We start from the raw sequence: 17,900 nt of genomic DNA, 5'->3' as shown, positions 1-17,900 counted from the left end.
ATCCCTCGACACGGAGCACCCCATGAAAATCGCCCTGCTCGGCGCCGGCCACATCGGCCAGACCATCGCCCGCCTGCTGCACGCCACCGGCGACTACCAAGTCACGGTGCTCGACAAGAACGCCGGCTATCTGAAGACGCTGGCCGCCGAGGGCATTGCCACCGCCGAGGTCGACAGCGACAACCGCGTCGCCCTGGCCGCCCAGCTGCGCGGCAAGGACGCCGTCGTCAACGCGCTGCCCTACCACCTGGCCATCACCGCCGCCGAGCTGGCGCTGGAATGTGGCTGCCACTACTTCGACCTGACCGAGGACGTGGCCGCCACCAAGGCCATCAAGGACATGGCCAAGGGCGCCAAGACCGCCTTCATGCCGCAATGCGGCCTGGCGCCGGGCTTCATCGGCATCGTGGCCCACCACCTGGCCAGCGGTTTCGACTCGGTGCGCGACGTGCAGATGCGGGTGGGCGCGCTGCCGGCCTTCCCGACCAATGCGCTCAAGTACAACCTGACCTGGTCGGTCGACGGCCTCATCAACGAGTACTGCCACCCCTGCGAAGCCATCCACGAGGGCGAGACGATTGCCGCGTTGCCGCTGGAGGGCCTGGAGCATTTCAGCCTGGACGGCACCGAGTACGAGGCCTTCAACACCTCCGGCGGCCTGGGCACGCTGTGCGAAACCTGGGCCGGCAAGGTGCGCAACCTCGACTACAAGACCGTGCGCTATCCCGGCCACCGCGACCTGATGCAGTTCCTGCTGGGCGACCTGGGCCTGAAGAGCGACCAGGGCAACCTCAAGAACATCATGCGCAAGAGCATGCCCGCCACGATGCAGGATGTGGTGCTGGTGTTCGTGACCGTGTCCGGCCAGAAGAACGGCGTGCTGCTGCAGGAAGTCTTCGCCCGCAAGATCTTCGCCACGCGTGACGGCGCCCAGCCGCTGTCGGCCATCCAGATCACGACCGCCGCCGGCATCTGCGCCGCCGTCGACCTGTTCCGCGAGGGCAAGCTGCCGCAGAGCGGCTTCGTGCGCCAGGAAGAGGTCAAGCTGCCTGACTTCCTGGCCAACCGCTTTGGCTCTGCATATCAGCAGTCGCGCCAGGTGGAATCCATCTCCTGAGCAGAATGCCGACCATGAAGCAACAAACCCACTCCGTTCTGGACGCCCTGGGCGTCCATCTGCCTGGCTCGGGCGACCTGACCGTGCGCTCGCCCATCGACGGCAGCGTGCTCACGCAACTGCCCACTGCCAGCGCGGCCGACATGCAGGCGGCCGTCGGTCGCGCCCACCAGGCCTTCAAAGCCTGGCGCGTCGTGCCCGCCCCGAAGCGTGGCGAGCTGGTGCGTCTGTTCGGCGAAGAGCTGCGCGCCCACAAGACGCAACTGGCGCAGCTGGTCTCGATCGAAGCCGGCAAGGTGACGAGCGAAGGCCTGGGCGAAGTCCAGGAAATGATCGACATCTGCGAGTTTGCTGTCGGCCTGTCGCGCCAGCTGCACGGCCTGACCATCGCCAGCGAGCGCCCGGGCCATCGCATGATGGAGCAGTGGCTGCCGCTGGGCGTCGTCGGCATCATCTCGGCCTTCAACTTCCCCGTGGCCGTGTGGGCCTGGAACAGCGCGCTGGCCCTGGTCTGCGGCGACGCCTGCGTGTGGAAACCCAGCGAGAAGACGCCGCTGACGGCGCTGGCCACGCAAGCCCTGTTCGAACGTGCGCTCAAGGCCTACCGCGCCGCGGGCCACAGCGCGCCTGACGGCCTATCCGAGCTGATCATCGGCCGCGCCGATGTGGGCGAGGCGATGGTCGACGACGCCCGCGTCGCGCTCGTCAGCGCCACCGGCTCGACCCGCATGGGCCGCGCCGTCGGCCCGCGCGTGGCGGCGCGCTTTGGCCGCTCGCTGCTGGAGCTGGGTGGCAACAACGCCATCATCGTGACGCCCAGCGCCGACCTGGACCTGACCGTGCGCGGCATCCTGTTCGGCGCCTATGGCACGGCCGGCCAGCGCTGCACGACGACGCGCCGCGTCATCATTCACGAGAGCATCCATGACGCGCTGGTCGAGCGCCTGGACCGGGCGCGTGCCCAGTTGCCCATCGGCTCGCCGGTGGAGCAGGGAACGCTGATCGGTCCGCTGATCGACGCCCAGGCTTTCGATGCGATGCAATTCGCGCTGAGCGCCGCACGCGAGCAGGGTGGCCTTGTGTCAGGCGGCGAGCGTGCATTGGCCGAGCGCTTCCCCGAGGCCTATTACGCCGTGCCGGCCCTGGTGCGCATGCCGGCGCAGACGGAGGTCGTCTGCCATGAGACCTTTGCGCCCATCCTCTACACGTTGAAATACAAGACGCTGGAAGAAGCCATTGCGCTGCAGAACGGCGTGCCGCAGGGCCTGTCGAGCGCGATCTTCACGACCGACCTGCGCGAGGCCGAGGCCTTCATGAGCGCGGCCGGCAGCGACTGCGGCATTGCCAACGTCAATATCGGCACCTCCGGCGCCGAGATCGGCGGCGCCTTCGGTGGCGAGAAGGAAACCGGCGGCGGCCGCGAGAGCGGTTCGGACGCGTGGAAGGCCTACATGCGCCGCACGACCAACACGGTGAACTACTCCAGCGAGCTGCCTCTTGCGCAGGGCGTGAAGTTCGACATCTGAGTCGAGTTCGCAAGAGCGGGGCTGAGAACTGGGCTATAGTCCGGCCTCCCTGAAAGCCCAGGTGGCGGAATTGGTAGACGCACTAGTTTCAGGTACTAGCGGGTAACTCCGTGGAGGTTCGAGTCCTCTCCTGGGCACCAAACAAAGAAAAGGCCAGCGCTTGCGCTGGCCTTTTGCTTTGGTGCCCAGGAGAGGACTCGAAGGGTTTGTCGCCGGGACCGAGGGCAAGCCCTGCGGCTTGCCCGACGCCAGGCGAAGGTTCTGCGCATGCAGGCGCAGAACCGGCAAACCGGGGTCGCGGGACGTGACCGAGTCCCCGCTGATGCGCCCTCGATGGGCGCTTCAGCGAGTGGTGGCGGCAACCGAGCCCGCAGCGGTTGCGCCAAACCACCTTTCCTCAAACTCGACAGCGGCAACACCCTTCCCAAACCACCACCCCTGCCCCCAATCGCAGCCCATCTCGCGCAGGGCCAGCATCTGCGCCTCGGTCTCGATGCCTTCGGCGACCACCGCCATGCCGAGTTCATGCGCCATCGTCACGATGGCCCGGCACAGCGCCAGTGCTTTGCCGCCGCCTTCGAGCCCCGCGACGAAGCTGCGGTCGATCTTCACCGTGTCGATGTCGTGATGCTGCAGATAGCTCAGCGACGAATAGCCCGTCCCGAAGTCGTCCAGCGAAACCGCCAGCCCCGCCTCACGCAGCGCGCGCAACCGCTCGGCGACGGTCTCGTCGCGCTCCAGCAGCAGGCCTTCGGTGATTTCGACAGCCAGCGCATCGCCCGGCAACCCCAAGCCGCGCAGATGCATGATCCAGTCGGGCTGGGTGCGGTGGCTGCGTTCGCTGAGGAACTGCACGGGTGACTTGTTGATGCTGATCTGAAAGCCGTGCTGGCCAGCGGCCCGCCATGCTTGCACCTGCGCGGCCGCCTCGCGGAAAACCCAGTCGCCAATCTCGACGATGAGGCCGCTGGTCTCGGCCAGAGGGATGAATTGCGCCGGGCCGACAGCGCCGAGCGTCGGATGCGTCCAGCGCAGCAGGGCCTCGGCCTTGCGGGGTGGTGCATCCGGCGAGCGCAGCGACAGGATGGGTTGGTAGACCAGGCTGAACTGCCCCGCCGGCAAGGCTTCGCGCAACTCGCTGGCCAGCCGCGCGCGTCGTTGTGCGGCCTCTTGCAGGGCCGGCGTGAACAGGCTCATGCGGTTGCGGCCGGCGCCCTTGGCCTCGTAGAGCGCCTGGTCGGCGTGCTTGAACAAGGCCTCGATTTCGACGCTGTCGCGCGGCGCCAGACTGACGCCGATGCTGGCGGACACATAGACCCGCTCGCCACTGACGTCGAAGGCGGTGGAGAGGGTCTCCAGCAAGTCGTGGCCGACGCGCTCGGCCGCAGCGGCCGCGTCGGGTGAGGCCAGCAGCACGGTGAACTCGTCGCCGCCCATGCGCGCCACCACGCCGCCCGAGGGCATGCAGTCCTGCAGCCGCCCGGCCACCTGCACCAGCAGCGCATCGCCGACGTCATGCCCCAGCGAGTCGTTGACTTCCTTGAAATGGTCCAGGTCGACAAACATGACGGCCAGTTCTTCGCCGCGCAGGGCCCGCAGGGTCAGCGCGCGTTCGATGCGTTCACGCAGTGACCGCCGGTTGGGCAGGCCGGTCAGCGTGTCGACCCGGGCCTGCTGCCAGACCACGGCCTCCTGGCGCTTGCGGTCGGTGATGTCGGTGTGCGTGCCCACCATGCGCAAAGGCTTGCCCTGTGCGTCACGCGAGATCACCATGCCGCGGCTGAGGATCCATTTCCAGGTGCCATCCCGGGCCAGCACGCGGTGCTCATTGCGATACACCGGCGTGCGACCGGCGAAGTGCTCCTCGCGGTCGTGGTCCATCTGCGCGAGGTCGTCGGGATGCGTGCGCGCGTCAAAGGCCTCGGGCGTCGCGTCGACATCGCCCGGCTCGAAGCCGTAGAGCCGCAAGTAGCGGTCGGAGAAGTATTCGATGCCCGCCTGCACATGCCAGTCCCAGACGCCGTCGCCGCTGGACTCCAGCGCGAGCTTCCAGACCTCGTCGGCCTCGCGCAGGCGGGCCTCGGCTTCGCGGCGTGCCCCGATGTCGGTGTGTGTGCCCAGCCATAGCGGGGAGTCCGGCAGACGCTGCGCTTGGGCCAACACCCAGCCGGCGCCGAGGCGGTACTCCATCTCGAAGCGGCCGCCGGCCTGGGCGGCGGCCCAGCGCTGCGCAAAGGCGGCGCGGTCGTCCTCATGCAGGCAACCGACGATGGCCGTCGGCAGCGCGGGGCGGTTCAGCGCTTCGGCCAGCCGCGCATTCATCCACAGCAGGCGACCTTGTGCGTCGGCCTTCCACACCTGTTGCGGCAGGGCGTCGAGCAGCGAGGCAAAGTGGACAGGCGCGGGCATTCTTCGATGGATACGGGACTCTACCGAGACTGTATGCCCGCCTCAGGCCGCGCGCAGGCGGCGCCTTGGGCCACAATCCCGCCCGCCCGAGCCGTTCGGGCGCGTTTCTGGACGAGAACTCCCGCATGAACAAGACCGATCTGATCGAACACCTGGCTGCCAAGCACGAGCTGAGCAAGGCCGAAGCCGGCCGCATCCTCGAGACCCTGCTGGACGCCGTCGTCACCACCGTCAAAAAGGGTGGTGCCTTGTCGATCCCGGGCTTCGGCTCCTTCAAGCAGCACGCACGTGCAGCCCGCAATGGCGTGAACCCCAGCACTGGCGCGAAGATCAAGATCGCCGCCGCCAAGCTGCCCAAGTTCACCGCCGGCGCTGGCTTCAAGGCCGCCGTGGATCCCAAGGCTGCTGCCAAGAAGGCGGCTGCCAAGCCTGCTGCAAAGACCGCCGCCAAGCCGGCTGCCAAGGCCAAGAAGAAGTAATTCTTCAACCGTGAGCGCACGCGGCGGCAGCCCCACCATCGTCGACGTCGCCCGCGAAGCGGGTGTGTCGATCAAGACCGTCTCGCGTGTGCTCAACCATGAGCCCGGTGTGCATGAAAGCACCCGGGACCAGGTGCTCAAGGTGGTGGAGGCGCTGCGTTACCGGCCCAAGCAGTCGGCCCGCAGCCTCGCAGGCGGACGATCATTCCTGATCGGCCTGCTCTATTACGACCCCAGCGCCGCCTTTGTCGGCAGCGTGCAGCAAGGCGCCACGGTGCGATGCCGCGAGCTGGGCTATCACCTCGTCGTCGAATCCCTTCACAACGATGCCCCCGACCTGCGTCAGCAGATCGACCGCATGGTGATGGCGCTGCGGCCGGACGGCATGATCCTGACGCCGCCCTTGTGCGACAACCCCGAGGTGCTGAGCGCGCTGCGCGAGAGTGGCACGCCTTGCGTGTTGATGTCGCCCGAGCGCGACCTGCGCGGCGTGCCCTCGGTGCGCATGGACGACGTGCATGCGGCGGAGGAGATCACCAATCTGCTGCTCAGCCTGGGCCATCAGCGCATCGCCTTCATCAAGGGGCCGGCCGACCAGTCGGCCAGCGGCATGCGCTACCAGGGCTTTGTCAATGCGCTGCATGCACATGGGTTCAAGCCCGACCCCGAGTTGTTGCAGCAGGGCGCCTTCACGTTCGAAAGCGGCCGGGACGCTGCCCACCAGTTGCTGAGCCGGCGCCAGCGCCCCACGGCGGTGTTCGCCAGCAATGACGACATGGCGCTTGGCGTGCTTGCCGCGGCTCAGCGCCTGGGCCTGCCGGTGCCGGGCGAGCTGTCCGTGGCGGGCTTTGACGATTCACCGACGGCCGCCCTCGTCTGGCCGCCGTTGACGACGGTGCGCCAGCCGGTCGCCGAGATGGCGCGCGCGGCCGTCGAGATGCTGGTGTCGGTGCAGCGGCCCGACATGGCGACGCTCGAAGAGCACGAGCTGCACAAGGTGCTGCCGCACGAGCTCGTCGTGCGCGACTCCACGCGCGCCCGCTGATCCACGCTTTATCGGCTTGCGGCGCCGCCGCAGGTATCGCTCCCAAGCCATATTGACAACGTTGTCAGGGATGCGGCAAGATGACTGGATCGAGTTTGGCTAAGCCCTGTGCGGCTGCCTGTCTTCAAGCCGTTGAGGGCTCGATCCCGAACCCGGTTTGGACCGCCGGGCTTTCCCCTGCACCCGCTCGCGGCCGCCCGGCCGCCAAGTTTCATGACGCTCCTCGATTCAGCCCACGTCGACCTCGGCACCCTTGCGCAATCGTTTCCTGCCGACTTCCTATGGGGCGTTGCCACCAGCGCCGCGCAGATCGAGGGAGCCGCCTTCGAGGACGGCAAGGGGGCATCCATCTGGGACCACTTCTGCCGCCAGCCCGGTCGCATCAAGGACGCCTCCAACATCGACGTCGCCTGCGACCACTACCACCGCTACCGCGACGACGTCGCGCTGATGAAGCGCCTGGGCCTGGACTGCTATCGCTTCAGCTTTGCCTGGCCGCGCGTCCAGCCACTCGGGCAGGGCGCCTGGAACGAGGCCGGCTTTGCGTTCTATGACCGCCTGATCGACAGCCTGCTCGAAGCCGGCCTGCAGCCGCACGCCACCCTCTACCACTGGGACCTGCCGCAGGCGCTGGACGAGAGCGTCGGCGGCTGGCTGTCTCGCGAGGTCGTCGGCCGGTTTGCCGACTACGGCGCCGAGATCGCGCGCCGCTTCGGTGACCGCCTGGCCAGCATCGCCACGCACAACGAGCCCTGGTGCACCGCCACCCTGGGCTACGAAACGGCTCAGTTCGCTCCTGGCCACACCAGCCGCGCCGAGAGCCTGCAGGTGGCTCACCACCTGCTGCTGTCCCACGGCGATGCGATCACCGCGATGCGCGCGGTGACGAAAACCAAGCTCGGCATCGTCCTCAACCACACGCCGTCCTTCCCCGCCACGCCGACCGAAGCCGACCGCCGCGCCGCCCGCATCGACGACGGCCTGAACGTGCGCTGGTACATGGACCCGATCTTCCGCGGTACCTACCCGGCCGATGCGCTGGATCACGTCGGTGCCGACGGGCCGCACATCGAAACCGGCGACCTCGACCGCATCCACCAGCCGCTCGATTTCCTCGGCATCAACTTCTACACCCGCAGCCTGTTCGGTGCCGACGGCAAGACCGTCCAGGGGCCGGGCAAGCGCGGCTTCACCGACATGGGCTGGGAAATCGTGCCGGAGGTGTTCGCCCAGCATCTGGTGCGTCTGGCCCGGGAATACAACCCGCCGCCGATGTACATCACCGAGAACGGCATGGCCAACGCCGACCGCATCGTCGATGGCCCCGAGCCTCATGTGCCGGACAAGGAGCGCATCGCCTATCTCGCGGCCCACCTGCAGGCGCTGGCAACGGCCATGAGCCTGGGCGCCGATGTGCGCGGCTATTTCTATTGGAGCCTGCTCGACAACTTCGAATGGAACTCCGGCTACGACAAGCGCTTCGGCCTCGTCCATGTCGACTACGCGACCCAGCAGCGTCTGCCCAAGGACAGCGCCCACTGGTACCGCGACTTCATCGCTCGTCACCACGCGCGACGCTGAAGGTCGCGGCCGCCCCGCTGGCTCGCGCAAGGGCGGCGGCCTATGCATTCCTCCGCGTTTGCCCCGACAAAGCGGCGGAAATTCGGTCACGTTCAGGCGCTAAGCTCCGACTTGCGCCGGCACAAGGGATTTTTCCCGGGTTGCGTCGGACGCAATCGGCCGATTTGACGTATAGCAGGAGGCTGGCTCAGGGACTACGGCAGGGTTGCCGAAGCTTGGGTGATGTCGAGGGGGGGCCCGCCGGACGGGTTCTGAGTGAATGCAGGATAGAACAAGCGATCCTCTGATTGATGTCAGCCAGTTGACTGTCGGGATGTTCATTCATCTGGACCTCGGCTGGATGTCGCATCCGTTTCCGTTGTCGAGCTTCAAGATCGCGTCTAGCGATCAGCTCCTCATCCTGCGCCGCCTCGGCCTGACCCAGGTGCGCTGGAGCCCTGCCAAGAGCGACCTGACCCTGCAATCCCCGAGCGGTGGCGACGCCGATGCCGCGACCGCCGAAGCGGCGACAGAAACCGGCACTGCCGCTTCTACGGAGCCCACGCCGGAAGAGATAGCCCGCGAAGCGCATCGCCGTGCCTTGGCGGCCCAGCGCGAGGCCATGCGCGTTTGCGAGCAGCAATACGGCGAGGCCGCCGACGGATTCCGCAGCGTCATGGACCTGGTCCAGGCCGACCCTCACCAGGCCCGCACCCAGGCCGAGTCGCTGACCGCGGCACTGCTCGACAAGATGCTGGTCGAGGGTGATCTCAATATGCGGCTGCTCAACGAGGCCGCCGGTGACCGCAGCACGGCCCACGCGCTGAACGTCTGCATCATTGCGCTGCTGCTTGGCCGCGCTTTTGGACTGGGCCGCGACGAGATGATGGATCTCGGCGTGGGCTCGCTGCTGCACGACATCGGCAAGCTCGAAGTCGCCGCCCGCCTGCGTCACCGCGACGAAAGCTTCACGGCTGCCGAGACCCAGGCCTACCAGCAGCATGTCGTCAAGGGCGTCGCGATTGCCCAGACCATGGGCCTGGCACCGGGGCCACTGCTCATCGTGGCCCAGCATCACGAGCATGCCGATGGCAGCGGCTTCCCGCAGCGCATCAACATGGACCGCATGAGCACGGGCGCACGCATCGTCGCCCTCGTCAACCGCTTCGACGGCCTTTGCAATCCGCTGATCACCTCCAAGGCCATGACACCGCACGAGGCCTTGTCGCTGATGTTCGCCCAGGGGCGCAACCGCTTCGACGCCACCATGCTGAACGCCTTCATCCGCATGATGGGCGTCTACCCGCCGGGCTCGACGGTGCAACTGACCGACGACCGCTATGCCCTCGTCGTGTCCGTCAATTCGGCAAGGCCGCTCAAGCCCCGCGTCATGGTCCACGACGTCAAGGTCGCCAAGGAAGAGGCGCTCATCCTCAACCTCGAAGAGATGCCGGACCTCGGCATCCGCCGCAGCTTGAAGCCGCAGTTCCTGCCGCGGGCCTCGCTCGACTATCTCAGCCCGCGGGCTCGCATCGCCTACTTCTTTGATGCGGCGAGCACAGGGCCAGGGGAGCTGGCCGCGTGAACGCCAGCCGCGAGGCTCACCCGGCCTTGCCGCACGTTTTCGAGGCGCCGTCCGTGATCGGCGCATTGCTGGAGGGCTTGCCCGAACCGGCCTGGTTGGTGGATGGCGAGAGCCTGACGGTCAGCGTCGTCAACCGTGCGGCGCTGCGTCTGCTCGGCCTCAAGCCCGAGCGCGCCCTGGGCCAGGCGCCGGGCGCCTTGTGCGGCTCGCTGGAGGATGAAGCCTTCTGGCAGGGGGCTGCGCGAGATCCTTTTGCACGGATCCGCTCCGACACCGTGCTGACTCACAGCGACGGTCAGCCGCGCTGGGTCAGCCGCGCCATCAGCCCCATCCACACGCCGGACGGCGGACGCTACTGGCTGGTGCTGCTGCACGACCAGACCCGCCGCCGCCGTGCCGAGGCCGAGCGCGAGACGTTGCTGGCCGAGCTGCGCGCGACGCTGGAGTCCACCGCTGATGGCATCCTCGTCGTCGACCTGGCCGGTCGCGTGCGCAGCTTCAACCGCCGTTTCGCCAAGCTCTGGGGCCTGCCGGGCGGCCTGCTGCACGAGCCCGGCGACGCCGGCCTGTGGCTGAGCCTGCAGCGCGTCATGCGCGACGGCGAGCAGTACCGGCTGCGCATTGAGGCACTGCTGGATGCGCCGCTGATGCGTTCCAGTGACGTGCTGAGACTGGCCGACGGGCGGGTGCTGGAACAGGTGTCGCTGCCGCAGATGAGCCGCGGCGAGCCGATCGGGCGAGTCTTTTCATTTCGCGATCTCAGCGAAAAGCTCGCCGCCCACCAGCGCATCGAGGAGCTCGGCCGTTCCGACGTGCTGACCGGTGCGCCCAACCGCCGGGCGCTGGCTGATCGCATCGTCCAGCAGATGGCTGCCGTCGCGACTGGCGACCCGGCACCTGCTTTCGCGCTGCTGCACCTGGACCTGGACCGCTTCAAGCAGATCAACGACACCCTGGGCCACAGCTATGGCGACCGCGTGCTGCGCGATATCGTCGAGCGCCTGCGTGGCGCCGTCGGCGCCAATGACACGCTGGCCCGCCTGGGCGGCGACGAGTTCGCGCTGCTCATCGACGGCGCGCAGATGTTCGAGGCCGAAGCCGCCGCCCGCCGCGTGCAGCAATTGCTGGCCCAACCCTTCAGTTTCGACACGCTCAGCTTCACGGTCACGGCCAGCTGCGGCATTGCGCTCTACCCGGGCGACGGCAACTCACCCGACGAACTGATGGCCAGCGCCGAGCGCGCGATGCACTGGGTCAAGGAAAGCGGCCGGGCTGGTTTCCGCTTCCACGTGCCGCGGAAAGAGGTCGACCTGCTGTCGCGCATGCGCCTGGACCACGACATGCGCCAGGCCCTTGCCGAAGGTCGCTTCCGCCTGCATTACCAGCCCCAAGTGGAACTGGGCAGCGACCGCGTCATCGGCGCCGAGGCGCTGATCCGCTGGCGCGACCCGCAACGTGGCGACATCTCGCCGGCCGAGTTCATCCCGCTGGCAGAGGAAAGCGGCTTTGTCATCGCCATCGGCGAATGGGTGCTGCGCGAAGCCGTCTCGCAGGCCGCCCACTGGCTCAGCCGTGGCTTGCGCATGCCGGTGGCCGTCAACGTGTCGGCGCTGCAGTTCCAGCAGGCCCATTTCGTCGAGACCGTCGCCGAGGCCCTGCGCGAGGCCATGCTGCCGGCCAGCATGCTGGAGCTGGAGCTGACCGAGGGCGTGCTGATCGGGGATGCCGAGGAAGGCCTCAGGCGCATGCGCGCGCTGGCGGCACTCGGCGTCACGCTGTCCATCGACGACTTCGGCACCGGCTATTCGTCGCTCGCCTATCTGAAGCGCTTCCCCATCCAGCGCCTCAAGATCGACCGCAGCTTCGTTCAAGGCCTGCCGGGCGATCCCAGCGATGTCGGCATCACCAATGCCATCGTGCAGATGGGCCGCGCGCTCGGCCTGCAGGTTATTGCCGAAGGCGTGGAGACGGAGGCGCAGCGCGACTTCCTGGCCCAGGCGGGTTGTCATGAGTTCCAGGGCTATCTCTTCGCCAAGCCGCTGCGGCCCGACGAGTTCGAGCAGCGCGTGCGCCCGCGGCGCTACGTGGTTGACACGCCGGTATCGGGCTGGCTGGGGCTGGCCAACGGTTGAGTCCGGATGGCCGCGCGCACAATGCGGCCATGCTCTACCGCTTCAAATCCAAGGCAGGCGCCGACGTCATCATGATGGCCGACTCGGCCGATGCCGTGCTGCGCCTGATGGGGCGTGAACCCGCGCCCCAAGGCATCCTCGAAGCTGCGGCCCTGCCGGGGCTTGTGCTGGCACTCGAAGCAGGCGTCGCGGAAGACGATGCGCAGTTCCAGCGGGCGGTCGACGCGGCGAAGGCGGCCGGTGAACCGGTGCCGCGCCGCCAAGGTGTTTCCCTGCGCCAGCGCGCCTGGCCGCTGCGCGAGCTGATGCAGCGCAGCCACCGCGAAGGCGCCGATGTCGTCTGGGGTGTCTAGTGCTGGAGCAGGTCACCCGGCTCATCGTCATCCGCCACGGTGAGACCGCCTGGAATCGCGCCACGCGCATCCAGGGGCATACCGACATCCCGCTGAGCGCCCTCGGCCTGGCGCAGGCCGAGCGCTTGGCCGAGGCGCTGGCTGACGAGCCGCTGGCGGCCATCTATTCCAGCGATCTCAGCCGCGCGCGCCAGACCGCCGAGGCAGTTGCTCGCACACAAGGTGTGTCGATCACGTTCGACAGCGGCCTGCGTGAACGCGCCTTTGGCCGCTTCGAAGGCCTGAGCTGGCAGGAGATCGATCAGGGTTACCCTGAGGATGCGGCGCGCTGGCGCCGCCGCGAGCCGGACTTTCCCGTCGGCGGTGGCGAGAGCCTGAATGTTTTCAGCGCCCGCTGCCTTACGGCTGCCATGCGCGCCACCGCTGGCCATCCCGGTCAGAGCATCGCCCTCGTGGCGCATGGTGGTGTGCTGGACTGCCTTTACCGCGCTGCGACCCGGGTGGCGCTCGATGCGCCGCGCAGCTGGCAGCTCGGCAACGCCACCATCAACCGCCTGCTCGCGACCCCCGACGGTTTCACGCTGGTGGGGTGGAACGACGGCCACCACCTGGCGGGGTTGAGCGCCGACGACGTCGCGGCTTGAGGCGCCACGGCCATTTCAAGTCCCTAAGCCTACTGTTGCATCCACGCGTCGCTCTGGTCAGATGCGGTAAAACCCGCTCCTATACTCGCCGCCACTTGTCCTTCTAGGCACGGGCTCCAGCCCTCGCCCAACCTCTCTGTAAAGGCAAAACGATGAAGAAGATTGCACTTGTCGCCGCTCTGGCCGCTATCACCGCCGCCCCGGCTTTCGCACAAAGCTCGGTCACCCTCTGGGGCCGTATCAACACCAGCGTCGAAAGCCAGAAGGTCGGCTCGCAAGACCGCAAGGTCGTGGTGCAAAACAATTCGTCGCGCCTTGGCTTCAAGGGCACCGAAGAACTCGGCGGCGGCCTGAAGGCTTCGTTCTCGCTTGAGCACGGCTTGAACAGCGACAACGGCGCCGCCAGCGGCGGTACCACTTTCTGGAACCGCGCTTCGTGGGTTCAGCTCGAAGGCGCCTTCGGTGGCGTGCGTCTGGGCAAGTGGTTCCCGGGCTCGTACTTCGCGACGGCCGACTACGTGAGCATGCACAACCATGACACGGGCACGTCCGCTGACAACCTGTACGGCACCCGCTTCACGACCAACAACAAGGTTTCCTACTTCACGCCCAGCTCGCCGACCGGCTTCTCGGCAGAAGTGGGCGTTGCGGCCGGTGAAGGCGCCGGCCCGCGCGCGTTCGATGTGGCCGTCAATTACGACATGGGTCCTCTGCACGCCGGCTTCGGCTACGAGAAGGTCGGCAACTACAAGCAGTACGCCGTGCGCGGTCTGTACGAACTGGGTGCTTTCACCTTTGGCGGTTACTTCCAGCGTGAAGATATCGGCGGTTTCAAGACTCGTGATGTGGGCCGCCTGGCCGCCATGTACGCAATCGGCCAGTCCGAGTTCCATTTGAACGTCGGCGGCAGCCGCGCCGGTGGTGATGGCAGCTTCCGCACCGGCGGCGCCAAGCAGTTCACTGCTGGCTACAACTACAACCTGAGCAAGCGCACGAAGGCCTACGGCTTCTTCACCAAGACCGACTACAACGGTGTTGGCGTGCCCGATTTCAGCTCGCTGGCTGTTGGCGTTCGCCACAACTTCTGATCCTTCGGGATCGGAAACAGGAAAGCGCCCCGCGGGGCGCTTTTTTCATAGGCGCTCAGCTTGCGGGCGTCTATTCCGAGAACAGGTCGGGCTTGCTCGGTGGCGCCAGGCCAAGATGGCGCCAGGCCGCCAGCGTGGCGACGCGGCCGCGGGGCGTGCGTTGCAGGAAGCCCTGCTGGATCAGATAGGGCTCAATGACGTCCTCGATGGTGCCGGCTTCCTCGCCAATGGCCGCGGCGACGTTCTCCAATCCCACCGGCCCGCCGTCGAAGCGGTGCACGATGGCTTCCAGCAGCTTGCGGTCCATCAGGTCGAAGCCTTGCGGGTCGACGTCCAGCATGACCAGCGCCTTGTCGGCAATGCCGGCGACGATGCGGCCGTCGGCCTTCACCTCGGCATAGTCGCGCACGCGGCGCAGCAGCCGGTTGGCGATGCGCGGCGTGCCGCGCGAACGGCGGGCGATCTCCAGCGCGCCGTCGGCGTCGATGGGCGCGCCGAGCAATCCGGCCGAGCGCGTCACGATGCGCTGCAGTTCAGCTGGCGTGTAGAACTCCAGCCGCGCGACGATGCCGAAGCGGTCGCGCAGCGGATTGGTCAGCATGCCGGCTCGCGTCGTCGCACCCACCAGCGTGAATGGCTGCAGGTCCAGCTTGATGGAGCGTGCGGCCGGGCCCTCGCCGATCATGATGTCGATCTGGTAATCCTCCAGCGCCGGGTACAGGATTTCCTCGACGACGGGGCTGAGGCGGTGGATTTCGTCGATGAAAAGAACGTCGTTCTTCTCAAGATTGGTCAGGATGGCAGCGAGGTCCTTGGGTTTTTCAAGCACGGGGCCCGAGGTCTGCCGCAGGTTGACGCCCAGTTCGGCCGCGATGATGTGGGACAGCGTCGTCTTGCCCAGACCCGGCGGGCCGAACAGCAGCACGTGGTCCAGGGCCTCGCGGCGCTTCTTGGCCGCGCCGATGAAAATCTCCAACTGCTCGCGGGCCTTGACCTGGCCGACGTAGTCGTCCAGCAGCTTGGGACGCAGCGCGCGTTCCATCGCCTCTTCGCGGGCGGACTCGGGCGCCGCGTTGACCAGTCGCGGTGGCGCGGCGAAGTCGTCTGTCTGGATGCTCATGAAAAGCCTCTCGCCGCCGCGCATGCGGCGGCATGCGCCCGCCGAGGGCGTCGTGATGGAACAGAACGAAAAGAGGGTTTCACGACAGTTTCTTGAGAGCCAGCTTGATGCCGTCGCTGACACCGACATCAAGCGGCAAGGCCTTGAGAGCGGCTGCAGCGTCCTTCTCGCTATAGCCCAGCGCGACCAGTGCCTGCAGGATGTCCGCCTGTGCATCGTTGGCGACCGTGGCCGGCAGCGCCAGGTCAGCACCCAGCTTGCCCTTGAGCTCCAGCAACAGGCGTTCGGCTGTCTTCTTGCCGATGCCGGGCACCTTGGTCAGTCGGCCGGCTTCCTGGCGGGTCACGGCCTGCGCCAGTTCGGCGACCGACAGGCCCGACAGCAACCCGAGCGCCATCCTCGGTCCGACGCCGCTGATCTTGATCAGCTGGCGGAAGGTGGCTCTTTCCTCGTGGGTGAGGAAGCCGAACAGCTGATGCGCGTCCTCGCGCACGGTCAGGTGGGTCAGCAGCACGGCGCGTTCGCCCAGGCCACCCAGGTTGAAGAAGGTGCTCATCGGCACATCCACTTCATAGCCGACGCCCGCCACGTCGATGACGACCTGCGGCGGCGATTTCTCGGCGATGACGCCGCTGAGTCTTCCAATCATGGCCCGATTATCCGGGCCGGTTCAGGCTCAGTTGCGACCGAACAAACCCAGGCGCTGCGCTTCCAGCGCGGCCTCTGCGCGCGAGCTCACGTTGAGCTTGCGGTAGATCTGCTTCACATAGTCGGCAATGGTGTGGCGGGAAAGGCCCAGCTGCACACCGATTTCCGGCAGCGTGTAGCCCTTGGCCACCCGAAGCAGCACTTCGGTTTCACGGTCCGTCAGGGAGACTTCGTGCAGCAAGGTCGAGGTCGGCTTCTTCACCTGTGCCGCGAAGTAGGCAATGACCTTGCGCGCGATGGACGGCGACAGCGGCGGCTCGCCGCCACTCATGCGCTGTAGCTGTTCGACGAGCAGCTCGCGGGACTGTTCCTTGAGCAGATAGCCGAAAGCGCCTGCCTGCAATGCGGGGAACAGGTGCTCGTCGTCGTCGTGGATGGTGACGATGACCGACTGCACCTCGGGTTGCTTCTCGCGCAGCGCGGCGATGACTTCGACGCCCGAGCCGTCGGGCAAGCCGAGGTCGAGCAACGCCAGCGTGAAGCGCTGGCCGTTGACCAGGGCCAGTGCGTCCTGCACGCGCGAGCATTCGGTGATCTGAGCGTTGGCGAACACCTGCTTGACCAGCGCCTTGAGCCAGGCACGAATCTCCGGGATGTCTTCGAGCAACAGGATGTGGTTCATGGCGGGCCTCAAAAGCTAGAGCGGAATCGTCAGACGGATGACAGTACCCCAGCCCGGGCCGGATTCAACCAGGCATTGGCCATGCATTTGCTTGGCGCGTGATTTCATGCTCGCCATGCCGTGGCCTCTGTCCAACCTGCCGTCCAGTTCGGTCGGTATGCCCTGTCCGTTGTCCTGAATCGTCAAGATGAAATCACCCTCCTGCACCGCGCTGGAAATGGTCGCGTGCGTTGCGCCGCTGTGCTTGATGATGTTGGAGACCGACTCACGCAGGATGCGCGTCGTCTGCACGTAGGAGCGCGCCTGGAACGTGTGCTCGATGTCTTCTGCGGGCGACTTCCACTCCGCCAGGATGTTGGCTTGGCCGAGGCGCGACACGACTTCAGCACGCCAGTCGCCTAATGCATCGATCAGGTGGACCGGCTTGCCGGTCAGCCCACGCACCGACAAACGCATCTCTTCCAGCGCTTCGCGCGCCAGCGTCGAAATGCGGTCGGACTCGCTGGTGTGCACGATGGTCAGCAGCTTGGCGCCGAGGTCGTCGTGCAGGTCGGCCGCAATGCGCTTGCGCTCGCGTTCGGTGACCTGTTCGAGCTTCTGCTCGGCGAGCTGGGCATGGCTGCGCTCGACGTCGGCGATGCGCTCTGACATGCGCTGCTCGATGGCCGCAATGCGCTTCTCGGCATCCAGCCGGGCATGGGCGACGCTGTTCACCAGTTGCAGCCCCAGCGCCAGCATCAGCACCGGCAGCGCCAGGCTCAACCAGGGTGAGGCCGACAGCCATAGCGGCTCGCTCAGCGCGGCAAGTGCCATCTCGGCGAGAAGGGCCAGCATGGTCGGCAGCAGCAGCACGGCCATCAGGCGGAACTCGCGAGCCTGCATCTCGTCGGGCGCTGCCTCCAGGCGCAACCGGCGCAACCACAGCGCCCAGCCCATCGCGGCAATCAGTTCCAGGCTCAACACCACCTGCCACAGCGTCGCAAGGATGCTGACCTGGCCACCTGTGAGCAGCAGGCTGGCCGGCACGACCAGGCACTGGATCAGCAGCGCATGGTCAATCCAGCTGCGCTTCCAGTTCATCTGGCGCAGCAGGTATTGCACGCCGCACAGCACCAGCAGCGTCATCAGCAGAGGCCGCAGCCCGGCGGCGCCCGAAGCGCCGGCCGCGCGCAACACCACCCAGCTCAACATCATGCCGACCAGGAAGTTCGCAGGCTTCTCGCGGTGGTGCAGGCCGGCGACCAGGCCGACGATGGTGGCCATCAGTGCCAGCATCGCGGCCACCCAGCCACGGAACACGGCGGCCCATTCAGGACCGGCCAGCGTCTGGGCATGGGCGACGGCAGGCCAGACCAGCGCCGCGGAAACCAGCAGAAAAAGAGGAAGGCGTCGGGCCATTGCGGCTTGCGGCGCGGTCGGGGGAGTCATGGGGCGGCATTGTGCGGGAGGGGCAGGCTCGCGTGCGGGCGGGAATGCACCAGCGACAATTCCCGCTCTCACTCTTCAGAACCC

Annotated in this window: 15 protein-coding genes and 1 tRNA gene; 11 read left to right on the top strand and 5 right to left on the bottom strand. The window is 67.0% G+C overall.

Translation table 11 applies throughout. The features are described from left to right. Positions 1-22 precede the first annotated feature (22 nt). From ASC81_RS09745 to ASC81_RS09735, 3 genes are all read left to right on the top strand, one after another. Positions 23-1,117, top strand: coding sequence for a saccharopine dehydrogenase family protein (locus ASC81_RS09745; RefSeq protein ID WP_056265891.1), 1,095 nt, complete (start codon positions 23-25; stop codon positions 1,115-1,117). A 14-nt stretch (positions 1,118-1,131) separates the two neighbouring features. Beyond that, a complete protein-coding gene (locus ASC81_RS09740) occupies positions 1,132-2,643 on the top strand; it encodes an aldehyde dehydrogenase family protein (RefSeq protein ID WP_056267447.1) in 1,512 nt (503 codons plus the stop codon). A 55-nt stretch (positions 2,644-2,698) separates the two neighbouring features. Then, positions 2,699-2,783: transfer RNA gene (locus ASC81_RS09735), tRNA-Leu, on the top strand. A gap of 202 nt (positions 2,784-2,985) precedes the next feature. On the opposite strand, the gene ASC81_RS09730 is transcribed toward ASC81_RS09735, so the two are convergent. Beyond that, a complete protein-coding gene (locus tag ASC81_RS09730) occupies positions 2,986-5,052 on the bottom strand; it encodes a bifunctional diguanylate cyclase/phosphodiesterase (protein WP_056265888.1) in 2,067 nt (688 codons plus the stop codon). Positions 5,053-5,177: 125 nt separating this feature from the next. Here ASC81_RS09730 and ASC81_RS09725 point away from each other — a divergent pair, with 125 nt between their 5' ends. From ASC81_RS09725 to ASC81_RS09690, 8 genes are all read left to right on the top strand, one after another. Further along, positions 5,178-5,531: an HU family DNA-binding protein gene (locus tag ASC81_RS09725; protein WP_056265887.1), complete on the top strand. Its 354-nt coding sequence runs from the start codon at positions 5,178-5,180 to the stop codon at positions 5,529-5,531. A 10-nt stretch (positions 5,532-5,541) separates the two neighbouring features. Next, positions 5,542-6,576, top strand: a complete 1,035-nt coding sequence (locus tag ASC81_RS09720) for a LacI family DNA-binding transcriptional regulator (RefSeq protein ID WP_056265883.1) — start codon at positions 5,542-5,544, stop codon at positions 6,574-6,576. A gap of 213 nt (positions 6,577-6,789) precedes the next feature. Then, a complete protein-coding gene (locus tag ASC81_RS09715; protein ID WP_056265879.1) occupies positions 6,790-8,157 on the top strand; it encodes a GH1 family beta-glucosidase in 1,368 nt (455 codons plus the stop codon). Positions 8,158-8,416: 259 nt separating this feature from the next. Beyond that, positions 8,417-9,721 (top strand): HD-GYP domain-containing protein, encoded by a 1,305-nt coding sequence (locus ASC81_RS09710; RefSeq protein ID WP_056265876.1) that lies wholly within the window; start codon positions 8,417-8,419, stop codon positions 9,719-9,721. After that, positions 9,718-11,853 carry a bifunctional diguanylate cyclase/phosphodiesterase gene (locus ASC81_RS09705; RefSeq protein WP_056265871.1) on the top strand — a complete coding sequence of 712 codons (2,136 nt, stop codon included), beginning with the start codon at positions 9,718-9,720 and terminating at the stop codon, positions 11,851-11,853. Before ASC81_RS09710 ends, ASC81_RS09705 begins: the two co-directional genes overlap by 4 nt. A 29-nt stretch (positions 11,854-11,882) precedes the next feature. Next, positions 11,883-12,206 carry a DUF1840 domain-containing protein gene (locus ASC81_RS09700; protein ID WP_056265867.1) on the top strand — a complete coding sequence of 108 codons (324 nt, stop codon included), beginning with the start codon at positions 11,883-11,885 and terminating at the stop codon, positions 12,204-12,206. 2 nt (positions 12,207-12,208) lie between these two features. Continuing rightward, positions 12,209-12,850, top strand: coding sequence for a histidine phosphatase family protein (locus tag ASC81_RS09695; protein ID WP_056267444.1), 642 nt, complete (start codon positions 12,209-12,211; stop codon positions 12,848-12,850). Positions 12,851-13,002: 152 nt separating this feature from the next. Beyond that, positions 13,003-13,938 (top strand): porin, encoded by a 936-nt coding sequence (locus tag ASC81_RS09690; protein WP_056265864.1) that lies wholly within the window; start codon positions 13,003-13,005, stop codon positions 13,936-13,938. Between the two features lie 70 nt (positions 13,939-14,008). Here ASC81_RS09690 and ruvB read toward each other — a convergent pair whose 3' ends face one another. From ruvB to ASC81_RS09670, 4 genes are all read right to left on the bottom strand, one after another. Next, on the bottom strand, positions 14,009-15,058 hold the full coding sequence (gene ruvB / locus ASC81_RS09685; RefSeq protein ID WP_056267441.1) for a Holliday junction branch migration DNA helicase RuvB: 1,050 nt from the start codon (positions 15,056-15,058) through the stop codon (positions 14,009-14,011). Between the two features lie 79 nt (positions 15,059-15,137). Then, positions 15,138-15,707: a Holliday junction branch migration protein RuvA gene (ruvA, locus tag ASC81_RS09680; RefSeq protein ID WP_056265862.1), complete on the bottom strand. Its 570-nt coding sequence runs from the start codon at positions 15,705-15,707 to the stop codon at positions 15,138-15,140. Between the two features lie 27 nt (positions 15,708-15,734). Next, positions 15,735-16,388, bottom strand: coding sequence for a response regulator transcription factor (locus ASC81_RS09675; protein ID WP_056265858.1), 654 nt, complete (start codon positions 16,386-16,388; stop codon positions 15,735-15,737). A 15-nt stretch (positions 16,389-16,403) separates the two neighbouring features. Further along, on the bottom strand, positions 16,404-17,816 hold the full coding sequence (locus ASC81_RS09670) for an ATP-binding protein (protein WP_082536414.1): 1,413 nt from the start codon (positions 17,814-17,816) through the stop codon (positions 16,404-16,406). Between the last annotated feature and the right edge of the window lie 84 nt (positions 17,817-17,900).

Origin of the sequence: Pelomonas sp. Root405, from assembly GCF_001425165.1 — a bacterium.
GTDB lineage: Bacteria > Pseudomonadota > Gammaproteobacteria > Burkholderiales > Burkholderiaceae_C > Pelomonas.
This window is presented reverse-complemented; position numbering and strand designations above follow the sequence as displayed.